Genomic DNA, 19745 nt, shown 5'->3' with positions numbered 1-19745 from the left:
AACATCAATATTTCGAACGACTTACGAATCGCGTCGTTCCGGCCAGGCCACCACGTGCCGCGCTCCGCGTGCGCGTCGATCTCCCTTTACTCGACACCGTCGTGTAACAAGTCGAACATAGCATCTCGGCGTCGATATGACCGGCGCGGGTTCGCGTCCGTGTCACGTCATCACCCCCACGGAGAACCGTTATGCGAAAGTCGGCCCTGCGGCCTTTCGCGGTCGTTGGCCTGATCGCGCTGACAGCCCTCCTCGGCGCCTGTAACGACGACCTGACCGCACCCGCCGCGCCCGTCGCGCAGCAGAAGGCCGCGTGCGGCGGCGCCGTCGTCGCCACCGCGCAGATGCATTGCCCGCCGGGTTTCACCGCACCGGCATCGTCGCCCGCTTCCTGATACCGGCTGTTTTCACCAGAAATCCAATCACGAGCAACCAGCATGGCCAACCATTCGCGACGCGATTTTCTGAAGTTCTCCGCCGGTCTCGCCGGCGCGACCGCCGCCACCGCACTGCTTCCCGAGTCGATCCGCAAGGCGCTGGCGATCGAGCCGAATTCCGTGACGGGCACGATCCAGGATGTGCAGCACATCGTCGTGTTCATGCAGGAGAACCGCTCGTTCGATCACTACCTCGGCCACCTGAGCGGCGTGCGCGGCTACAACGATCGCTTCCCCGTCACGCTGCCGAACGGCAAGCCGGTGTGGTTCCAGCCGCGGCAGGAGGACAAGACGAGCGTGATCGCGCCGTTCCGCTACGACACGACCAACCCGGGCGTCAACGCGCAATGCATCGGCGGCCTGCCGCATACGTGGGCGACGACGCACGGCGCGATCGACAACGGCCGCGCGGATCAGTGGGCCGTACAGAAGTCGAACATGACGATGGGCTATCACGTTCGCGACGACATCCCGTTCCATTACGCGCTCGCGGATGCGTTCACGGTGTGCGACCACTACTTCTGCTCGATTCCGGGCAACACGCACCCGAACCGCATGTACCTGATGACGGGCATGGTCGATCCGCTCGGCACGGGCGGCGGCCCGCTGCTCGACAATACCGACTACATCGACAACCCGTTCGACAAGGTCCAGTTGCCGCCCTTCAGCTGGACGACCTACCCGGAGCGGCTCGAGAAGGCCGGCATCTCGTGGCAGATCTACCAGCAGGGCACCGGGTTCGACAACTTCACCGGCAACTACGGCACGAACATGCTCGCGTGCTTCAACAACTTCGTGAATGCGCCGGCCGGTTCGTCGCTGCAGACGCGCGGGATGAGCACGCGCCCGATCACGCAGCTGAAGGCCGACGTGCAGGCCAACGCGCTGCCGCAGGTCTCGTGGCTGCTGCCGCCCGCCGCGTATTCGGAGCATCCGAAGTTCACGCCGCTGTACGGTGCGTACTACCTGTCGACGATCCTCGATGCGCTGACGTCGAACCCGGACGTATGGAGCAAGACCGTCCTGCTGATCATGTACGACGAGAACGACGGCTTCTTCGACCACGTCGTGCCGCCGTCGGCGCCGACGCTGCCGGGCTCGGGCATGAGCACGGTGGACGTGTCGCTCGAGCGGCACAATGTCGTGACGTCGACGCAGGCCGGCACGTATACGGCCGACAACCTGCCGTACGGCCTCGGCCCGCGCGTGCCGATGTTCGTCGTGTCGCCGTGGTCGAAGGGCGGCTTCGTGTGCTCGCAGGTCTTCGATCACACGTCGGTGCTGCAATTCATCGAGAAGCGCTTCGGCGTGGTCGAAACCAACATCTCGCCGTGGCGTCGCGCGATCTGCGGCGACCTGACGTCGGCGCTCGATTTCTCCAGATCGGATGCCACGCTGCCGACGTTGCCGAGTACGCAGGCATATGTCGCGCAGGCGGACCTGCAATGCTCGCGCGCGTCGTCGCAGACGGCGCCGGCCAGCACCGCGCAGCAGGTCGTGACGGCGCAGGAACCCGGCACGCGGCCGGCTCGCGCGCTGCCGTACGAGCTGCACGTGACGGGCCGGCTCCAGGCGCAAGGTTATGCGGTGACGTTCGCCAATTCGGGCACGCAGGGCGCGCACTTCTGGGTCTATACGGGCGATTCGACCGCGATGCCGCGCCGTTATACGGTCGAGGCCGGCAAGCAGTTGACCGACACGTGGGCGCTCGACGCGAACGGCAACTACCTGGTGAGCGTGTGGGGGCCGAACGGCTATTTCCGGCGCTTTGCGGGTTCGGCCGCCGCGGATGCCGCCGCGAAGCCTGAAATCACGCCGTGCTACGACGTGGCGAACGGCGACGTCTATGTCACGATCGCCAATGCGGGCACCGGCACGCTCACGGTCACGGCGACCGATGTCGCGTACGGCGGCGCGGCGCGCACGTTGACGATTCCCGCCGGGCAGCGCATCGAAGCGCGCTGGGACCTGTCGTGCAGCAGCCAGTGGTACGACCTGCAGTTCGCGGTGGCCGGCAACGCGGGCTGGACGCGCCGCATCGCGGGGCACGTCGAAACCGGCAGGGCCAGCGTCACCGATCCGGCGGCCGTCGCGCCGACGATCACGCCGATCTGACGGTATCCGGTGCGACGACGCACCGGCCGGCAGGAGCCGGCCGGCGCGTCGTCCTTGCGGGTTCGATGCCGAAGCGGCGGTGTCAGCCCGGCAGCCCGTCGTCATGCGCCATCATCAGCGCGCGCATCGCCGACCACATGCCGTAGTAGTGCACGATGTAGCTGTCCGCGCGGCGGAACAGCCAGGGCGTGTTGAGGCTGACGAGATCGGCCACGCCTTCGCCGTGCAGTTGCCCGTCGCGCTCCATCGCGCGAATGAAATGCAGTTGGTCGCCGTCGCTCGCGTAGACGCTCGACCGGTCGTGCAGCGCGGCGATCGTCGTCATCAGGTCGCGCAGCATCGCGTCGTTGCGTTCGGTGCGGCGGAACGCCATCACGCCCGAGTTGAACGCCCACTGGCCGATATCCTGCGCAAGCAGCCAGTCGCGCCCGTCGAGCAACGGTTCCAGCGGCTGCTGCTGATTCGCGATCAGTACGTCGGCATCGAGCCACACGACCCATTCATGATGCTGCAGGTACGCGTGCAGCAGCCACGGCTTGAACCAGTTGCCCGTTGCGTTCAGCCCGATCTCCGCGGGGATGTCGCGATGCACGTGGAGCGTGTAGCCGTGCGTGTCGCAGTAGCGCCGGAAATTGCGTTCGGCGACGCGGGCGTAGCTGCCGATGTTTGGCGTGTACAGCATCATCAGCGCGATCGGCCGGCCGGGATTGTACGTGCAGCGCTCGGCGGCTTCGTCCGGTGCGGCCGCGGCATGATCGAACGAGAACATCGGCCGGCCGGCGGCGCGGCAGCGATTGACGTACGCGACGAGCGTGTCGCGAAAACGCGGCGTCGCGCCCTTGCGCGCGGGATCGTGCGGCGTGTCGTCGATGCTGATCGCGAAGGTGGGCTCGCGGCTCCACATCGGATCGAGATGGGGGCCGCACGGCATGACGGCGTACAACCCGTCGATCAATTCCAGGTAGCGATGCGTGTCGAGCCCGTCGAACAGCGCGGCCTCCGACGTCAGCTTCGGCGCGCTGCCGAGCTTGCAGCGCTGCACGAGCTGCATCACGATCGCGCGCACGTCCGCCGTGTTGCGCCAGATCTGCACGTCGACCTGCGGCAGCGGCGGCGCGAACGCGTCGACCAGCAGCATGTCGCGCCCGGCCATCAGGCGTTCGAGCGCGACGGGCTCGATGATCGCCGCGTCTTCGCCGAGCAGCAGCACGAGTGCGTCGGGCTGCGCGCCGCGCAGTACGTGGAGCAGCGATTCGTAGCGATACAGCGGCCGCAACGGCAGCGCCTGCGGCATCGCGGACGCATCGACGATCTCGTGACGATAGCCGTGCGCCTGCGCGTACCAGCGGTGATTCTCGAGACTGGCGGGCGCGGGTTGGCTGAAATGGCTGAGGACGATCATCGCGCGCTCCGCAGGCCGGGAAGCGGCCTGCGCCGCAAGCGTTCGCGAACGCTCTCCATGTTCCAGAGCCCGAGGCAGCGATCGGACATCGGCACGGTGCCGATGTCGCCCCCGTAGATGATGCATTCGTTGCTGCCTTCGACGAGCAGCGTCAGCGGCGGGGCGAGGTCGAACGGCGGCATCTCGAGGTTGATGGGCGTCCACTGGCCGGTCGCGATTGCCGCGTTGCGCGGATAGCTGCGATAGATGAAGGTCGTGGTCAGCAGATAGCGCGCGCGGGTCGCGGCGAAACGCTCGAACGCACGGAACACGTCGGCGTGCGAAAAGTGGAACAGGCAGTCGCGGCAGAGGATCAGGTCGGCATCCGGCAACGGATCCCGCAACAGGTCGAGATGCACGAACCGGCGGTTCGGCGCCGCCCACGTTGCCTGGTTGGCCACCACGAGGTTTTGCACGATGTCGGCGCCGATGTAGTCGATGCCGTCGAGGTCGACATGGCGCATCCAGTTGAAATCGCCGCACGGCGCATCGAGCATCGAACGCACGCCGAAGCGGCGCAGCAATCCCGGCAGCTCGCGAATGACCTGCACGGTGTTTTTCAGCTCCGAACCCCACCCGGACACGCTTTCCTGCGAGTGCCACCCCTGTTCGTCGTGGATCTTCTGGAAGACTTGCGCGGCATCGTGGTCCATTCTGTCAGCCTTTCTTGTCATCGAGGTGCGGCGTGGTCGTGTGCGTGCCCGCTCGAATACCCCGGAAAAGCCTGCCGGCCGGTGGCGCAGCGGGTGGCATGAGTATCGCATAACGATCCGGCGGATTTGCACGGCCGCGGCGGGCGCTGACCATGTCTGACAGTGTGCGGACGGCGCTCCGCTAGAATGCCGGGTTGGCCGCCGCCGCTTGACGCGGGCGGCGCTTCGCGCGCTACACTGCGCCATGCCGCTCCCATTCAACCTTCCATCCTGCCGACGATGACGTCTCCTGTCCTGAACGGCCTGCGCATCGGTATCACGATCGGACTGCGTGCCCCTGACGAAAGCCTGTGGATCAACGGCATCAAGCAGAACGCGCTGTTTCTCGCGAAGCTGCTGATGGCGTCGCCGCACGGCTACCGCGTGACGCTGGTCAACACCACCGACGTGCCGCTCACCGACGCGCTGCCGTGGGACCGCAACGTGTACGACACGCGCGCGTTCGCCGACATGAAGGATGCGCTCGACGTGGTGATCGAGCTCGGCGGCCAGATCGACGGCGAGCAGACGGCCTACCTGAAAGCACGCGGCGCGAAGCTCGTCAGCTATTGCTGCGGCGTCGAGTACATCAACGCGATGGAGTCGATGCTGTTCGGCCGCCGGCTGTGGGATTCGCTGTTCATCAACCGCGGCTACGACGAGGTATGGGCGATTCCGCAGATCGCGCCTTCGTCGCTGCCGTTCCTGCAGTCGCTGCGCCGCTGCCCGGGGCGCGTCGTGCCGTTCGTGTGGGATCCGATGTTCCTCACCGCACGCGCGCAGACGTTGCCCGAGCACGGCGAATACCGGCCACGCAGCGAGCCCGGCAAGCGGCTGACGGTGATGGAGCCGAACCACAACGTCGTGAAGTTCTGCGTATATCCGATGCTGATCATCGACGAAGCGTATCGGCGCGACCCCGACGCGATCTGCTTCACGCACGTGACGAACGCCGATCGCCTCGCGCACGACAGCCCCGAGTTCGTGATGCTGATGAATTACCTGGACATCGTGCGCGCGGGCAAGGCGAGCTTCGTCGGTCGCTTCGACACGCCGGTGTTCCTGGCCGACCTGACCGACATCGTCGTGTCGCACCAATGGTCGAACCCGCTGAACTACTTCTATTTCGACGTGTGCTGGCAGGGTTATCCGCTCGTGCACAACGCGAGCCTCGCGCCCGACCTCGGCTACTACTATCCGGACAACGACGTGCAGCAGGGCGCCGACGCGCTGCTGCGTGCGCTGCATACGCACGACGACGACTGGGAAGCATACACGCGGCGCCAGCGGGAGATCCTCGGCCGCTATACGTCGGCGAATCCGGCGCTCGTCGCCGAGTACGACGCGCTGCTCGCGAACCTGATCGGCACGCCGGCCGCATAAGGCCCGATTTTCCACGGCGTACTTTCATGGCGCCGTCGGCCGCCATCGGGGTTGTCCCGCCCTAATGTCTGACGAAATGGTGCCGTTAAAAAAGAAACCGCCGAACCCGATCGGTTCGACGGTTTTGAAGGCACGAAATTGACGGCTCCGAGGGAAGTCCGTCGGAAACAATTTTATAGGTTAACAAGTCTTTAAGATTGTTAAATATGGTTCAATTCATAATCATCATATAAATAAAACTTGATATTATTGATTTGACGCGGTGAATTCTGTTTCGAGATTAAATAATGTCGTTTGCAGCGAGAAAATTGAATGCTGCGGTGATCGAATGATGCGCGGCGGCCGGTTTCCGGCGGATGGCGGGCCGGGTCGAGGGCTTGCGTCGCGGGCCCGTGCATCAATGGAAAACGGTGATTCGTGCATCTGCTTTAGTCTGATCAATTAACGATTTTTCGATTTGCAGTCCCGTAATGTCGTGAAAGAAATCGATTCGGATAAAACTGTCCGGGCGATGAAGATAAGCGAGCTGGATTCGAGGTTCCGTATTTTGTGTTGTGTAACCTGTCGCACTGTCGGCATGATGCGTGCATGGTGTATTGGCAGTAGTTGAATATCACTGAAAATATCGAATTTGACGGCGCGCCGAAGCGAAAAGTACGCTCCCGGAAAAAATCGTCATAACAGGATGGGCCGGGTAGGCGGCGGAGCGCGTCAGGGTAGGTTTGCTCCGCGTGTTTGTTGAGGTCGAGCCGCGATCGGCGGCTCGCCATTTGCCGGAGCGCCGGATGAATGCGGTCGAAGCTCGCCTGGAGGCGAATCGGGAAGCGAATCGTGACGAAATCGATCTCGTGTTCGGCGCCCCCGACGATCATGCCGACCTCGCGTCGGTACGCAGTTTCGTGGAAAGCCGGCTCGGGTTCGCGCACGAACCGGTGTGCCGGGCCGACCTGTCGGGCGGTGTGCTGTATCAGGAGCGTCTGGCGCGGTTGCGCTGGGGCGAGCGCGATGCGCTGCCGCCGCTCGCATTCTTGCCGCGCCTCGAGGCGCTCGGGCTGATGCGCTGGTTCGACCGGCTGGTGGTCGGCCGGACGATCGACGCGCTGCGCGCCGATCCGGCCGCGGTGCTCGGTTGCAACGTCGCGGCGGCGAGCGCGGTCGTCGACGACGCGTGGCTGGCGATTTTCAGGCGGCTCGAGCGCGAGCCGTCGGTGGCGGCGCGGCTGGTGGTCGAGATCACGGAGACGGGGCCGCTGAACCCCGTCGCGGGCCGGTCGTTCGTGAACCGCTTCCGGCAGGCCGGTTGCCGGATCGCGATCGACGATTTCGGCGTCGGTTTCAGCGCATTGAACAATCTGGTGGTCGGCAATCCCGACATCGTGAAGCTCGACCGGTCGGTCTTGTCGATGATCAAGCGCAACGCGATCGGGCGTTACCAGTTCCGCAGGCTGATCGCGTTCGCGCACGAAGGCGCGCGGCACGTCGTCGTCGAAGGCGTGGAGAGCGAGATCGACCGGCAGATCATCGTGGATGCCGGTGTCGCCTGGGCGCAGGGCATCCGCTTTTCATGGCGGTCGCCGGCCGCCGTGTGACGGCGCGGGAACGGGCGGGGCGGCGCGCACGACGCGCCGGTGCCGGGCGAGGGTGAGACGAATCGCAAAGGGGTGTGGCATGGCGGGGACGAAGGCCGGAGCCGGAACGGGCACGCAGGCAACCGATGCGCGCGACCTGGTCGCGATCGCCGAACTGGCGGACATGCTGTGGCAACTCGGCGCCGAGTCGACCGATGTGCCGATCGATGTCGCGCCGTACCTCGACGGCCTGAAGGCCGTCGCGCGTCGCATTCAGCGGATGAAACCGATCGATGCCAACGGCCGCGAGCTGGCGGCGCGGCACTATTACGCGGGCGTCATCGCCGGCGCGTGCGGCGACGATTCGGCGATCGCGCGCGGCGTGTCCGACAGCCTCGCCAGGCAATCCGGCAGTGCAAGCGGGCAGGCGGTCCGTTGTTTTGCCGTGCTCGCCCGCATGGGGCGGCGGCATGGCCGCGTGTTCGCCGCGCAAAGCGGCGATCGCGTGCCGGTGTAGGGCAGCCGCCGCGCGTGCGGGCCCGCTGCGCCGCAGCGGCTCGGTCACGCGGCCAGTCAAACCGGTCAATCCTTTCCGAAACCGCCCAGCACCAGCGCCATCGCGCGGTCGACTGCATCGTCCCATCGGCCGACGTGCGCGGCGCGCACGATCCGGATGCCCGGATAGAGCGCGCTGCGCGAACCGGTTTCCCAGCGGGCGTCGGCTTTCGGGCTGAGCAGCAGCACGGCCGGTACGCCGAGCGCGCCGGCGAGATGGATGTGCGCGGTGCAGGTGGTCACCACGGCGTCCATCGCGAGCATCAGCGCGGCCAGATCGCTGAAATCGCCGATCGCCTGATGCGGGAAGGTGACCGGCAGGTCCGACTGTTCGGATTGTGCGGACAGGTCGCGGTTGATGCAGTACGCGGCGTAGCCGTGCATCCCGGCAAGCGGAGCGAAGTCGCGCAGGCTAGCCGCGCGATGGAAGCGTGCGTCGCTTTCGTCGCGTCCGCGCCAGTTGAGCCCGATGCGGCGCATACCGGCCGCGTGGCCGTCGCGCGCCACGCGCTCGCGCCATGCGTCGGCATGCGCGGGCGGACACGCCAGGTAAGCGGGTGGCGCACCTTCCGGCGCCGGCGCGTAGCCGAACTGCGCGGCGAGCATCAGGAACGAACACCAGTAGTCGTGTGCGATCTGCGATGTGTCGACCCACGCGCCGTGCGCGCCGACGAATTCGATACGCGGGAACGTATGGCGCAGCAGGCCGGCCAGCGCGTCGGGCACGACCACGGTCACGCCGGCGCAGCCGAGCGCGTCGAGCGCATGCAGGTAGCGGGCGTACTGAAGCTGGTCGCCGATGCCGCCGTAGCTGAGCACGAGCAGCCGCTTGCCGTGCAGCGGCTGGCCCTGGTAGAGCCGCTCCGTCGGCAGCCCGAACTGTGCGGACGTCAGCACGTTTTCGCTGTCGATGGTGGCGCGCGCGGCCTCGTCGCGCCGGCCGGCGCGCAGCAGCAGTGCCGAGCGCGCCAGTTCGATGCGCCCGCGCGCCGCGTCGGGCAGTGCGGCCGGGTCCCCGAAATGGTCGAGTGCCGCAAGCCCGGCCTCGGGTGCGCCGGCGAAGCCGTAGCACGACGCAAGCTGCAACGCGATCGCATCGTCGTCGAGCCCGCGGCCGCGTGCGCGTTGCCAGCGATCGATCGCATGCCCCCACTCGCCGCGCGACTCGTGGTCGAGTGCGCGGTTCCAGTTCGTTTCGGGCGCGTCGGCGTCGGCATTGGCGGGTGCGGCCGCTGCCTGATCCGCGCCGTTTCCGGTCGCCGATCCGACGGCGAGCGGGTCGCCCGAGATCAGCAGGCGCTGCCGGTCCCAGCGCGCGTTCGGCACGCACAGCATGTTCAGTCCGTCGATCCGGTAGAACGTATAGTCGAGACCGGCGAACGTATCGATGATCGGCGCCTCGCCGACTTTCCAGTATTCGATCCAGCACCACGGCAGATGTGTCTCGATCAGCCGCCGCGCGCCGCGCAGCGCGTCGATCTCCATCCCTTCGATGTCGAGCTTCAGGAAATCCAGGCGCGGCAGGCCGAGCGAATCGAGCCGGACGACCGGCGTCGGCGTGCCGCCCGATGATTGCCCGTCGACGAGCGACACCGAACCGAAATCGGCATCCTGCCCGTAGTCGACATCGGGCACCTTCATCGTGCCGTTGGCGGCGGCCAGCCCCATGTTCAGCAGGTGGAGGTTGTCGAGCTCGTTGAGCGCGATGGTGCCGCCGAGCGCATGGAACAGCGTGCGCTGCGGCTCGAATGCGTACACGCGGCCGCCGCGCGCGCGCAGCCGGTGCGCGACCGGCACGCACACGAGCCCCGCGTTCGCACCGCCGTCCACCGCGATCGCGCCGTCGGGCAGTTGCTCGATCACGTGCAGGATCGTGTCGAGTTCGCCCTGGATATGTGGCCGGCCGGTCTTGATCAATGCCTCGGCCTGCAGCGCGCAGTGACGGTTGATGAGAAACGGGCCGTGGATCGAATCGATCACGACGAAGTTGCGGATGGTCTGGTTCATGGACGTGAACGCGAGCGAAGGCGGTCAGCCGAGTGCGCGGCCGGCGAACAACGTCTGGATCTGCTCGGAGTATGCGCGGACGTTGTGCTCGGCGAGCGTGTCGACCTGGTGCAGGCAGCGGCGCGCCGCCGCCGCGTAGTCGTCGAGACGCGCGTCGTGCGTCTGCGCGGCGGTCGCGATCGCGCGCGCCGCATCGAAGATCTCGAAGTCCGGATAGTAATAGCCGACGTCGCGCAGGAACGGCGAGTTGTGCACGAGCGGGTAGTTGCCGTACAGCGCGTCGTACAGCAGGTAGTTGAGGCCGTTTTCCCAGTGGTGCGACACGACGATGTCGGTGTGATGCGCGGCCCACGCGACGAACGGCGCGCGCACGTCGGCGGTCGCCTTGCCGTCGCGCACCATCTCGAGCCCGAGCGCGAGATGCTTGAAGGCGACGTTTTCCTTCTTGTCGAACGTGTTGGTCATGTACACGTGCTCGACGAGCTCCGGATGCGCGACGTAGCACGCGTTCGCGGCGAGCATCGGCACGATCGCGCTCTTCACGACGTTCAGGTTCGGCTCGAAGAACGCGATGCGCTTGGCCGTGCCGTGATTGCGGTAGCCGAAGCGCGCCTTCAGTTCGGGATCGGCGTCGAGGCTGCGCTCGATGAAATACGGCGACCAGATGTGCGGCAGCTCGATCACCGGCGCGCGGTACACGGCCTGGAAATAGGCCGCGCACGTGTGCATGTGCTGCGGGTTGGTCCAGATCTCGTCGAACTGCACGCGGTGCGGGTTCGGCTTCCAGTCGTTCTTCTCGAAGTTGATCGTCTCGACCGCGATCACGTAGTCGTTGCCGAAGCGGTACGACACGCACTTGCCGCCGCGCCGGCGCACGGCGTCCGTGTGCGACGGATCGACGAACGCATTCATCTCGATCAGCAGGTCGGTCTGGTGGACGACGGCCGACAGCGGCCGCAGCGCGTCGCCGAACGCGTCCATCATCAACGCCTGCGGATACTCGGTGATGCCGTTGTCGTGCGCGAGCCAGACTTCGCCGATCAGCGGCGACTGCTTCAGCAGCATGTACAGGTACACGCAGTGCTGGTTCGCGCCGTTGTACCAGATCGACTGCGTCGCGTCGCGCTGCACGTTCATCGTAATCGCGACATTGAGTTTCATCGGGGCGGCTCCGTGGGGCGGGCGGCTTATTGCGCGAAGTTCTGCGACTGGCGCGGCACGTAGCCCGTCAGGTGCCAGCGGCCGTCGTCTTCGAGGCGGAAGCTCAGCTTCTCGTAGACCGTTGCGCCGCTCGTCAGCGTGGTGGTGTAGTCGACGTTCGCGTAGAGCCCATCGGGCGTCGTCGACGCATTCGTGTAGCGGATCCGCGTGACCTGCGCCCAGCCGCGACGGCTGACCGCACCGACCGACTGGCGCGCATGCTGCATGTCGGCCGCGAACTGGTCCTGCTTGATGCGCGCCTTCACGAACGCGGCGGCGTCGGTCCACACCGCGCCGTACTGGCCGGCGTCGAGCTGCTTGAACACCGCATCCGAGTCGCGGAGCAGCGCGTCGGCGGATTCGCCGGCCGATTGCGCGTGCGCGCCGAGTGCGATCGAAGCGGCGGCGCAGCCGATCAGCCATCTGGCGCGGGTAAGAGGCAGGCGTGCGTTCATGTCGGAGTCCGGAAAAGGCGGCGCGTCACGCGTCGCGGTAGAGGGTGGCGATCGCGTCCGTATAGGCCGCGACGTTCTCGGGGTTGTAGATGCTGACCGAGTCGAGCACGTGCTTCGACTGCTCGCGGTACGCGTCGAGATTCGCGTCGTGCTCGGCGAACGCCTGCAGCAGCGCGCGGCCGCCGGCCTGGCAGTCGAAGTCCGGATAGAAATACCCGGCCTTGCCGAGGAACGGCGAGTTGTGGATTAGCGGATAGTCGCCGTACAGCAGCTCGTAGTACAGGTAGTTCTGCGCGTTTTCCCACGTGTGCGACACCACGGCATCGCCGTACGCGGCCATGAACTCATACACTGCGTAACGACTTTCGAACGTCGTGATGCCGTGGTTCACGATGTCGAGGCTCTTCGCGAAGTGGACGAACGTCGTATGTTCCTTCAGGTGGATCGTGTTGCACACGCGCACGAACTCGAGGAAATCGGGCTTCGCGCGATATGCCTCCTCGGTCACCAGCATCGGGATGACGCTCGTCTTCACCATGCAGATGTTCGGCTCGAACATCGTCACGCGCCAGCGCGGCTTGCCGGGCTGATAGCCGAACGACAAACCGGCGCCGAGCGTCGCCCGCGCCTTGTCGAACAGCATCGGATGCCAGATGTGCGGGACGATCGTGACGGGCGCGCGCAGGCCGGTCTGGTAATAATGCAGGCACGAGCGCTCGAACTCGGGAATCGTCCAGACCGCGTCGTACGGCGCGCCCGAGAACAGGAAGCCCGACGGCTTGTTGAACATCGCACGTTCGATGTCGATCACGTAGTCGTTGCCGACCCGCATCGTGACGACCTTGCCGCCGCGGTCGCGGAACGCGCGCAGGTAGTCGGCACCGAACTGCGCGCTCATTTCGATCAGCACGTCGCAGCGTTCCAGCGCTTCGTCCATCGACAGTAGCGGCACGTCCCACTCGCCGAGCATCATTTGCGGATCGGCGACCTGTTCGCCGCCGTTCACCATCACGGCTTGCGCGACGAGCGGCGACTGGCGCAGCAGCAGGATCAGCAGCAGGCAGTTCTGGAAGATGCCGTTTTCCCATAGCGACTGGCCGGCGCCGCGCACGAACAGCGACACGCCGACGACGAGACGCTTGCCCTCGCCGGGCGCTTGACGGGCATTGGAGTCCGACATGCGTATGCTCCGGTTCAGGCGACCAGACGCGAGACGAACGCGTCGAGGTTCGCGGGGTTGTCGATCGAGACCGATTGCAGCAGCCGGCCGGCTTTCGCGCGGTAATCGTCGAGGCGTTCGTCGTGATGCAGCCACGCTTCGAGCAGTGCGCGGCCGCCCGCGGCGGCGTCGAAGTCCGGATAGTAATAGCCGGCGTCGCCGATCAGCGTCGAGTTGTGGATCAGCGGATAGCCGCCGTACAGCACGTCGTAATACAGATAGTTCTGTCCGTTTTCCCAGTGGTGCGACACGACCGCATCCGCGTGGCGCGCCATGAAGCCCGGCAGATCGAGTCGCGGTTCGAACGTCGCCTTGTGCTGGCGGACGAGGTCGAGGCTGTTCGCGAAGTGCACGAAGGTCGGATGTTCCTTCATGTGCATCGAGTTGACGACGAACATGTGTTGCACCGCGTCCGGCCGCGCGCGGTAGAACGCGTCGCATGCCAGCATCGGGTAGTGGCAGGACTTGGCGACCGAGATGTTCGGCTCGAGCATCGCGAGGCGCCACGGGCGCTGGCCCGGCCGATAGCCGAACGATGCGCCTTCGCCGGCGAGCACGGCGGCGCGGCGCTCCAGGAAGTATGGGGACCAGATGTGCGGCATCAGGTGGACGGGCGCGCGCAGGATCGTCTGCAGCATTGGCGCCGCGGTCTTGTCGTATTGCGGAAGCAGCCACACTTCGTCGAACGGCGCGCCGTTGAACACGTGTCCCGACGGTTTTCCGAAGATCGGCGTTTCGCACAGGCCCGCATAGACGTGCCCGCAGAAGAACGCGGCGATCTTCTTGCCGAGCGCCTTCATGTGCCTGAGCCATTCGACCGGCAGCTGCGCGCCCATTTCGATCACGACGTCGAGTTCGTGCGTGACGTCGGAGGGCTTCACGAGCGGGATGTCGAGGCCGTCGAGTTCGAGGCCGGCCGGCAGCGCGTTCGCGTCGCCGCCGTTCAGGAAATAGACGGGACCGACGCGATCCGAGCGCTTGAGCATCATCGCGAGGAACGCGATGTTCTGGTGAATGCCGTTTTCCCAGATCGCCTGGCCGTCGCGCGCAAACAGCGAGATGCCGACCGCCGGCCGTTGCTTGCGGGTGCCGCGCGCGGCGGCTTCATTGATGTCCGTCACCGGTTGGTTTCCTCTGCGGCGTCGTGCGTCCGGGCATCGCGTCGAGCGTCTGGCCTGGAAGCGGCGCGCCGTGGGTTGTCATGGTTGGATTCGCGCCGGTGCGCCGCGGCACGCGAATCGGGCGACGTGGTTCGCGAGGGCGGCAGCCGGATTCCGGCGTGTCGTCGGGCACGCCTGGCACGGCGCGCGATTCGGGCAGGCTGCCCCGGCGACTGTCTGCGGCGATTGTGGCATGGAAATCGCCGTTTTTGGCAGGCCGTGACGAACTTTGACATACCCGCCGGCCCACGGGGGCGGGGCGCCGGCGAAGCGGCGCCCGCGTTGCCCGGCGCGGCGCTGGCGGCCTGCCGGACCGGGCCGCCGCACGTGCGGCGGCCGGCTGCTCAGTGCTGCAGCCGGATTTCGACGCGGCGGTTGCTCGCGCGGCCTTCGGGCGTCGCGTTCGACGCGACCGGATCGGCCTTGCCGCGGCCCGACACCGTCATCGAGTCGGCCTTCAGGCCGTGTGCCTTCAGATAGGCGGCGACCGATTCGGCGCGGCGCTTCGACAGCGCGAGGTTGTAGTCGTCGCTGCCCACCGAATCGGTAAAGCCGGTGACCGTCACCTGCGAGTACGTGTGGTCCTTGCGCTCGTTCAGCAGGCGGTCGAGCGATTCGCGCGCCGTCGGTGCGAGCGTTGCGTGGTCGGTGGCGAACAGCGCGTCGCCCGACAGGTTCACCTGTTCGACAACGGCGGCGGTGGCCGGCGTGGCGGCCGAGGCCGCTTCGGCCGGTGCGGCGCCGCACTGGAACACGAGCGTCGCGGGATCGGACTTGTCGCGCAGCGCGCGGGCCGAGTCGACGGCGCGTACCGGCTCTTCGCCGCAGATCTTGCGGGCGGCCTTCATGCAGGTCTGCGGGCCCGACAGCAGGCCGTGGCAGTCCACCTGGAAGGTACGCACGCCGTCGCGCGGCTGCAGTTCGGAGGCGCTGAAGGTCGGACCGGATGCGGTCGAGCATGCGGCCAGGGCCGTTGCGGAGAGCGCGAGCGCAAGAGCGAGTTTGTTCACGGTTACATCCTCAATGCTTGGGTTGACTGAAGCCCGCCACGGGTTGCGCGGCGGGCTCGTCTGGCCGTCGGGGCCGCCACGGGCCGTCCGGCTGGCGAGCCGGACGGCCGCGTGGCGCGACGCGTTACTTCCACTGATAGAGCATGCCGGCGCCGATCACCTTCTGACCGCCGCTGAAGCCGCCGTTGATCGACGCCTTCAGGTTCTCCGTGATGCGCGCCTGCATGTTGACCGCCATCGCCTTCTGGCCGAGGAAGGTCGACGTGCCCACGCCCATCCCGAAGTTGGCGTCGCGATCGAGCTGCGGGATCGATGCCATCGCGCCGACGGCCGCGATACCCTGCTTCGCCATCTGGTCGGTCTGCTGCAGTTGCGAACCCAGCGAGTTGATCTGCGCCTGCTGGCCCGACAGTGCCGTCGACAGCGTCGTCTGCACCTGCGTCAACTGGTTCACGTTCACCGCGTCGGTGCCTTGCGTACCCGGCGCGACGTTCGTGATCTGGCGCTGCTGCTGGTCGTTGCCGACCGACACGACGTTCGAGCGACCGCCGTCGTTCGAATTCGCGCCGATCGCCACCGAGTTCGAGCCGGCGGTGACGGTCGGGACGTCGGTGCCCTTGCCGTTCATGTCGGCCGCGACGCCGTTGTTGTTCGCCGTCCGCGTCGTGTTGTTGTTGATCGACGTCGACAGCGAGTTCAGCGTGTTGTTGATGTTCGTCACGCCGGTCGACAGCGAGGCCACGTTGCTGTTCGTCGTGCTCAGGCCGGTGGACAGCGAACCGATGCCCGTCGAGGTCGACGTCGACAGCGAGTTGACGTTGCTGTTCGTCGTGCTGAGGCCCGTCGACAGCGAGTTGATCGCGGTCGAGGTCGACGTGGACAGCGATGCCACGTTGCTGTTCGTCGTGCTCAGGCCGGTCGACAGCGAGTTGATGCCGGTCGACAGCGACGCGACGTTCGACGCGGTGGACGTCGACAGCGTGTTGATCGCGTTGTTCGTCGCGTTCAGCTGGCTGCCGTTGATCGCGTCCGTGCTCGTGGCCGAGATCCGGCCGGCGGCGACGTTCGTGATCTGGCGTTCCGCGCCCGGTGCACCGACGCTGACCACGCCGACCGGCGAGCTGCCCGCGAAGAAGTACTGGACGCCGCCGATCGTGGCGCTCGACGTGCCGACGGCCGCGGCCGTGACCGAGTTGGCGCCCAGTGCGATCGAGTTCGCGACGTTCGCTTGTGCGTTCGTGCCGAAGGCGAGCGCGTCGGCGGCCGTGGCCTTGGCGGCCGAGCCGTAGGCCTGGGCGCCGGTGGCGCTGGCCGTGGCCTGGTTGCCCAGCGCGATCGTGTTGTCCGCGGTGGCCTGGTTCGAGCTGCCGAGGGCGAGCGCGCTGGCGCCGGTTGCGGTGTTCTGGTTGCCGAGGGACACCGCGCCGTCGCCGGTCGCCGTGTTGTTCGCACCCATCGCCACCGCGCCGGTACCCGTCGCCACGTTCGGATCGCCGATCGCGACCGCGCCGTCGCCGGACGCGGTGTTGCCCGAGCCGATCGACACGGCCTTGCCGCCCGTTGCCGATGCGTTTTGGCCGATCGCGACCGAGCCTGCGGTCTGCGCGTTCGAGCCGTCGCCGACGGCCACGCTGCTGGCGCCCGCCGCGCTGGCGTTCACGCCGGCGGCGAGGGCGTTGGTGCCGGTTGCGCCCGTGTTGTCGTAGTTGGCTTGCTGCGTGCCGTTGTCGTTGACGCTGTAGTAGTGCGTCTTCGCTGCGTTGATCGCGGTCGACGTCGAGGTCGACAGCGACGACACCGAGCTGTTCGTGCTGCTCAGGCCGGTGGACAGCGAGCCGATGCCGGTCGATGTCGACGTGGACAGCGACAGGATCGTGCTGTTCGTGCTGCTCAGGCCAGTGGACAGCGAGTTGAGGCCGGTCGAGGTCGAGGTCGACAGGGACGTGATCGAGCTGTTTGCCGACGAAAGGCCGGTCGAGGTCGAGGTCGACAGCGATGTGATCGAGCTGTTCGCCGAGGACAGGCCCGTCGACGTGGAAGTCGACAGCGACGACACCGAGCTGTTCGTGCTGCTCAGGCCGGTGGACAGCGAGTTGATGCCGGTCGAGGTCGAGGTCGACAGCGAGGTGATCGAGCTGTTTGCCGAGGACAGGCCCGTCGACGTGGAAGTCGACAGCGACGACACCGAGCTGTTCGTGCTGCTCAGGCCGGTGGACAGCGAACTGATACCGGTCGAGGTCGAGGTCGACAACGACGTGATCGAGCTGTTTGCCGACGAGAGGCCAGTCGAGGTCGAGGTCGACAGGGACGTGATCGAGCTGTTTGCCGACGAGAGGCCCGTCGAGGTCGAGGTGGACAGCGACGTGATCGAGCTGTTCGCCGACGAGAGGCCGGTCGAGGTCGAGGTCGACAGCGAATCGATCGAGCTATTTGCCGAGGACAGACCCGTCGAGGTCGAGGTGGACAACGACGTGATCGAGCTGTTCGCCGACGACAAGCCGGTCGAAGTCGAGGTGGACAGGGACGTGATCGAGCTATTTGCCGAGGACAGGCCGGTCGAGGTCGAGGTGGACAGCGACGTGATCGAGCTGTTCGCCGACGACAGACCCGTCGAGGTCGAGGTGGACAGCGACGTGATCGAGCTGTTCGCCGACGACAGACCCGTCGAGGTCGAGGTGGACAACGACGTGATCGAGCTGTTCGCCGACGACAAGCCGGTCGAAGTCGAGGTGGACAACGATGTGATCGAGCTATTCGCCGAGGACAGGCCGGTCGAGGTCGAGGTCGACAACGAATCGATCGAGCTGTTGGCCGACGACAGACCCGTCGAGGTCGACGTGGACAGCGAAGTGATCGAGCTGTTAGCCGACGAGAGGCCAGTCGAGGTCGAGGTCGACAGCGAAGTGATCGAGCTATTCGTCGACGACAGACCCGTCGAGGTCGAAGTCGACAGCGAATCGATCGAGCTATTTGCCGACGACAGGCCCGTCGAGGTTGAGGTCGACAGCGAAGTGATCGAGCTGTTCGCCGAGGACAGGCCGGTCGAGGTCGACGTGGACAGCGACGTGATGGAGCTGTTCGCGGACGAGAGGCCCGTCGAGGTCGACGTGGACAGCGAAGTGATCGAGCTGTTGGCCGAGGACAGGCCCGTCGACGTCGACGTGGACAGCGAAGTGATCGAGCTGTTCGCTGACGACAGACCCGTCGAGGTCGACGTGGACAGCGAAGTGATCGAGCTGTTTGCCGACGACAAGCCGGTCGAAGTCGAGGTGGACAGCGAAGTGATCGAGCTGTTCGCCGACGAGAGGCCCGTCGAGGTCGAGGTGGACAGGGACGTGATCGAGCTATTCGCGGACGAGAGGCCCGTCGAGGTCGACGTGGACAGCGAAGTGATGGAGCTGTTCGCCGACGAGAGGCCCGTCGAGGTCGACGTGGACAGCGACGTGATCGAGCTGTTCGCGGACGACAGACCCGTCGAGGTCGACGTGGACAGCGAAGTGATGGAGCTGTTCGCCGACGAGAGGCCCGTTGAGGTCGAAGTCGACAGCGAATCGATCGAGCTGTTGGCCGACGACAGACCCGTCGAGGTCGACGTGGACAGCGAAGTGATCGAGCTGTTGGCCGAGGACAGGCCCGTCGACGTCGAGGTCGACAGCGAAGTGATCGAGCTGTTCGCCGACGAGAGGCCCGTCGAGGTCGAGGTGGACAGCGACGTGATCGAGCTGTTCGCCGACGAAAGGCCAGTCGAGGTCGAAGTCGACAGCGAGGTAATCGAGCTGTTAGCCGACGAGAGGCCGGTCGAGGTCGAAGTCGACAGCGAATCGATCGAGCTGTTAGCCGACGAGAGGCCGGTCGACGTCGACGTGGACAGGGACGTGATCGAGCTGTTAGCCGACGAGAGGCCGGTCGAGGTCGAGGTCGAGAGCGACGTGATCGAGCTGTTCGCCGACGACAGGCCGGTCGAGGTCGAGGTGGACAGCGAAGTGATCGAGCTGTTGGCCGACGAGAGGCCCGTCGACGTCGAGGTCGACAGCGAGGTGATCGAGCTGTTGGCCGACGACAAGCCGGTCGAGGTCGAGGTGGACAGCGAAGTGATCGAGCTGTTCGCCGAGGACAGGCCCGTCGAGGTCGACGTCGACAGCGAAGTGATCGAGCTATTGGCCGACGACAGGCCGGTCGAGGTCGACGTGGACAGCGAGGTGATCGAGCTGTTCGCGGACGAGAGGCCTGTTGAGGTCGAAGTCGACAGCGAATCGATCGAGCTGTTGGCCGACGACAGACCCGTCGAGGTCGACGTGGACAGCGAAGTGATCGAGCTATTCGCGGACGACAGGCCCGTCGACGTTGACGTGGACAGGGACGTGATCGAGCTATTTGCCGACGACAGGCCGGTCGAGGTCGACGTGGACAGCGAGGTGATCGAGCTGTTCGCGGACGAGAGGCCTGTTGAGGTCGAAGTCGACAGCGAATCGATCGAGCTGTTGGCCGACGACAGACCCGTCG

The 19745-nt window shown here is 66.2% G+C and carries 14 protein-coding genes; 5 read left to right on the top strand and 9 right to left on the bottom strand.

Features of this window, described 5'->3' with window-relative positions; translation table 11 throughout:
• Nucleotides 1-191: 191 nt before the first annotated feature.
• On the top strand, nucleotides 192-395 hold the full coding sequence (locus G3N62_RS16990; protein ID WP_034190574.1) for a hypothetical protein: 204 nt from the start codon (nucleotides 192-194) through the stop codon (nucleotides 393-395).
• A gap of 42 nt (nucleotides 396-437) precedes the next feature.
• Nucleotides 438-2552, top strand: a complete 2115-nt coding sequence (locus G3N62_RS16985; RefSeq protein WP_124671054.1) for a phospholipase C, phosphocholine-specific — start codon at nucleotides 438-440, stop codon at nucleotides 2550-2552.
• An 82-nt stretch (nucleotides 2553-2634) separates the two neighbouring features.
• Here the strand turns inward: G3N62_RS16985 and G3N62_RS16980 are convergent, their stop codons facing one another.
• Nucleotides 2635-3954, bottom strand: a complete 1320-nt coding sequence (locus tag G3N62_RS16980) for a galactosyl transferase GMA12/MNN10 domain protein (protein WP_124671053.1) — start codon at nucleotides 3952-3954, stop codon at nucleotides 2635-2637.
• Nucleotides 3951-4646, bottom strand: coding sequence for a class I SAM-dependent methyltransferase (locus G3N62_RS16975; protein ID WP_185733127.1), 696 nt, complete (start codon nucleotides 4644-4646; stop codon nucleotides 3951-3953). Before G3N62_RS16975 ends, G3N62_RS16980 begins: the two co-directional genes overlap by 4 nt.
• 279 nt (nucleotides 4647-4925) lie before the next feature.
• Between G3N62_RS16975 and G3N62_RS16970 the strand changes: the two genes are divergently transcribed.
• From G3N62_RS16970 to G3N62_RS16960, 3 genes are all read left to right on the top strand, one after another.
• Nucleotides 4926-6068 (top strand): DUF2827 domain-containing protein, encoded by a 1143-nt coding sequence (locus G3N62_RS16970; RefSeq protein ID WP_034190571.1) that lies wholly within the window; start codon nucleotides 4926-4928, stop codon nucleotides 6066-6068.
• Between the two features lie 785 nt (nucleotides 6069-6853).
• Nucleotides 6854-7657: an EAL domain-containing protein gene (locus tag G3N62_RS16965; RefSeq protein ID WP_034190570.1), complete on the top strand. Its 804-nt coding sequence runs from the start codon at nucleotides 6854-6856 to the stop codon at nucleotides 7655-7657.
• Between the two features lie 79 nt (nucleotides 7658-7736).
• Complete coding sequence (locus tag G3N62_RS16960) at nucleotides 7737-8153, top strand: hypothetical protein (protein WP_034190569.1); 417 nt, start codon at nucleotides 7737-7739, stop codon at nucleotides 8151-8153.
• Nucleotides 8154-8218: 65 nt separating this feature from the next.
• On the opposite strand, the gene G3N62_RS16955 is transcribed toward G3N62_RS16960, so the two are convergent.
• The 7 genes from G3N62_RS16955 to G3N62_RS16925 all read right to left on the bottom strand — a co-directional run.
• Nucleotides 8219-10198: an FkbM family methyltransferase gene (locus G3N62_RS16955; protein WP_124671051.1), complete on the bottom strand. Its 1980-nt coding sequence runs from the start codon at nucleotides 10196-10198 to the stop codon at nucleotides 8219-8221.
• 24 nt (nucleotides 10199-10222) lie between these two features.
• Complete coding sequence (locus G3N62_RS16950) at nucleotides 10223-11359, bottom strand: DUF2827 family protein (protein WP_124671050.1); 1137 nt, start codon at nucleotides 11357-11359, stop codon at nucleotides 10223-10225.
• A gap of 26 nt (nucleotides 11360-11385) precedes the next feature.
• Nucleotides 11386-11853: a DUF4019 domain-containing protein gene (locus G3N62_RS16945; RefSeq protein ID WP_034190566.1), complete on the bottom strand. Its 468-nt coding sequence runs from the start codon at nucleotides 11851-11853 to the stop codon at nucleotides 11386-11388.
• A gap of 25 nt (nucleotides 11854-11878) precedes the next feature.
• A complete protein-coding gene (locus G3N62_RS16940; protein WP_034190565.1) occupies nucleotides 11879-13033 on the bottom strand; it encodes a DUF2827 domain-containing protein in 1155 nt (384 codons plus the stop codon).
• A gap of 14 nt (nucleotides 13034-13047) precedes the next feature.
• The gene (locus G3N62_RS16935; protein WP_034190564.1) at nucleotides 13048-14193 is read right to left on the bottom strand and encodes a DUF2827 domain-containing protein; all 1146 of its coding nucleotides are present in this window, start codon (nucleotides 14191-14193) and stop codon (nucleotides 13048-13050) included.
• 383 nt (nucleotides 14194-14576) lie between these two features.
• A complete protein-coding gene (locus G3N62_RS16930) occupies nucleotides 14577-15242 on the bottom strand; it encodes an OmpA family protein (protein WP_034190563.1) in 666 nt (221 codons plus the stop codon).
• 124 nt (nucleotides 15243-15366) lie between these two features.
• Nucleotides 15367-19745, bottom strand: a 4379-nt coding sequence (locus G3N62_RS16925; RefSeq protein ID WP_206141262.1) for a YadA-like family protein, incomplete at its 5' end; no start/stop codon positions are given.

It is taken from the genome of Burkholderia sp. Tr-20355 (genome assembly GCF_017104685.1).
In the GTDB taxonomy this organism is placed as follows: Bacteria; Pseudomonadota; Gammaproteobacteria; order Burkholderiales; family Burkholderiaceae; genus Burkholderia; species Burkholderia seminalis.
Note: the sequence above shows the minus strand (reverse complement) of the source record. Positions and strands in the feature narration are given on the sequence as shown.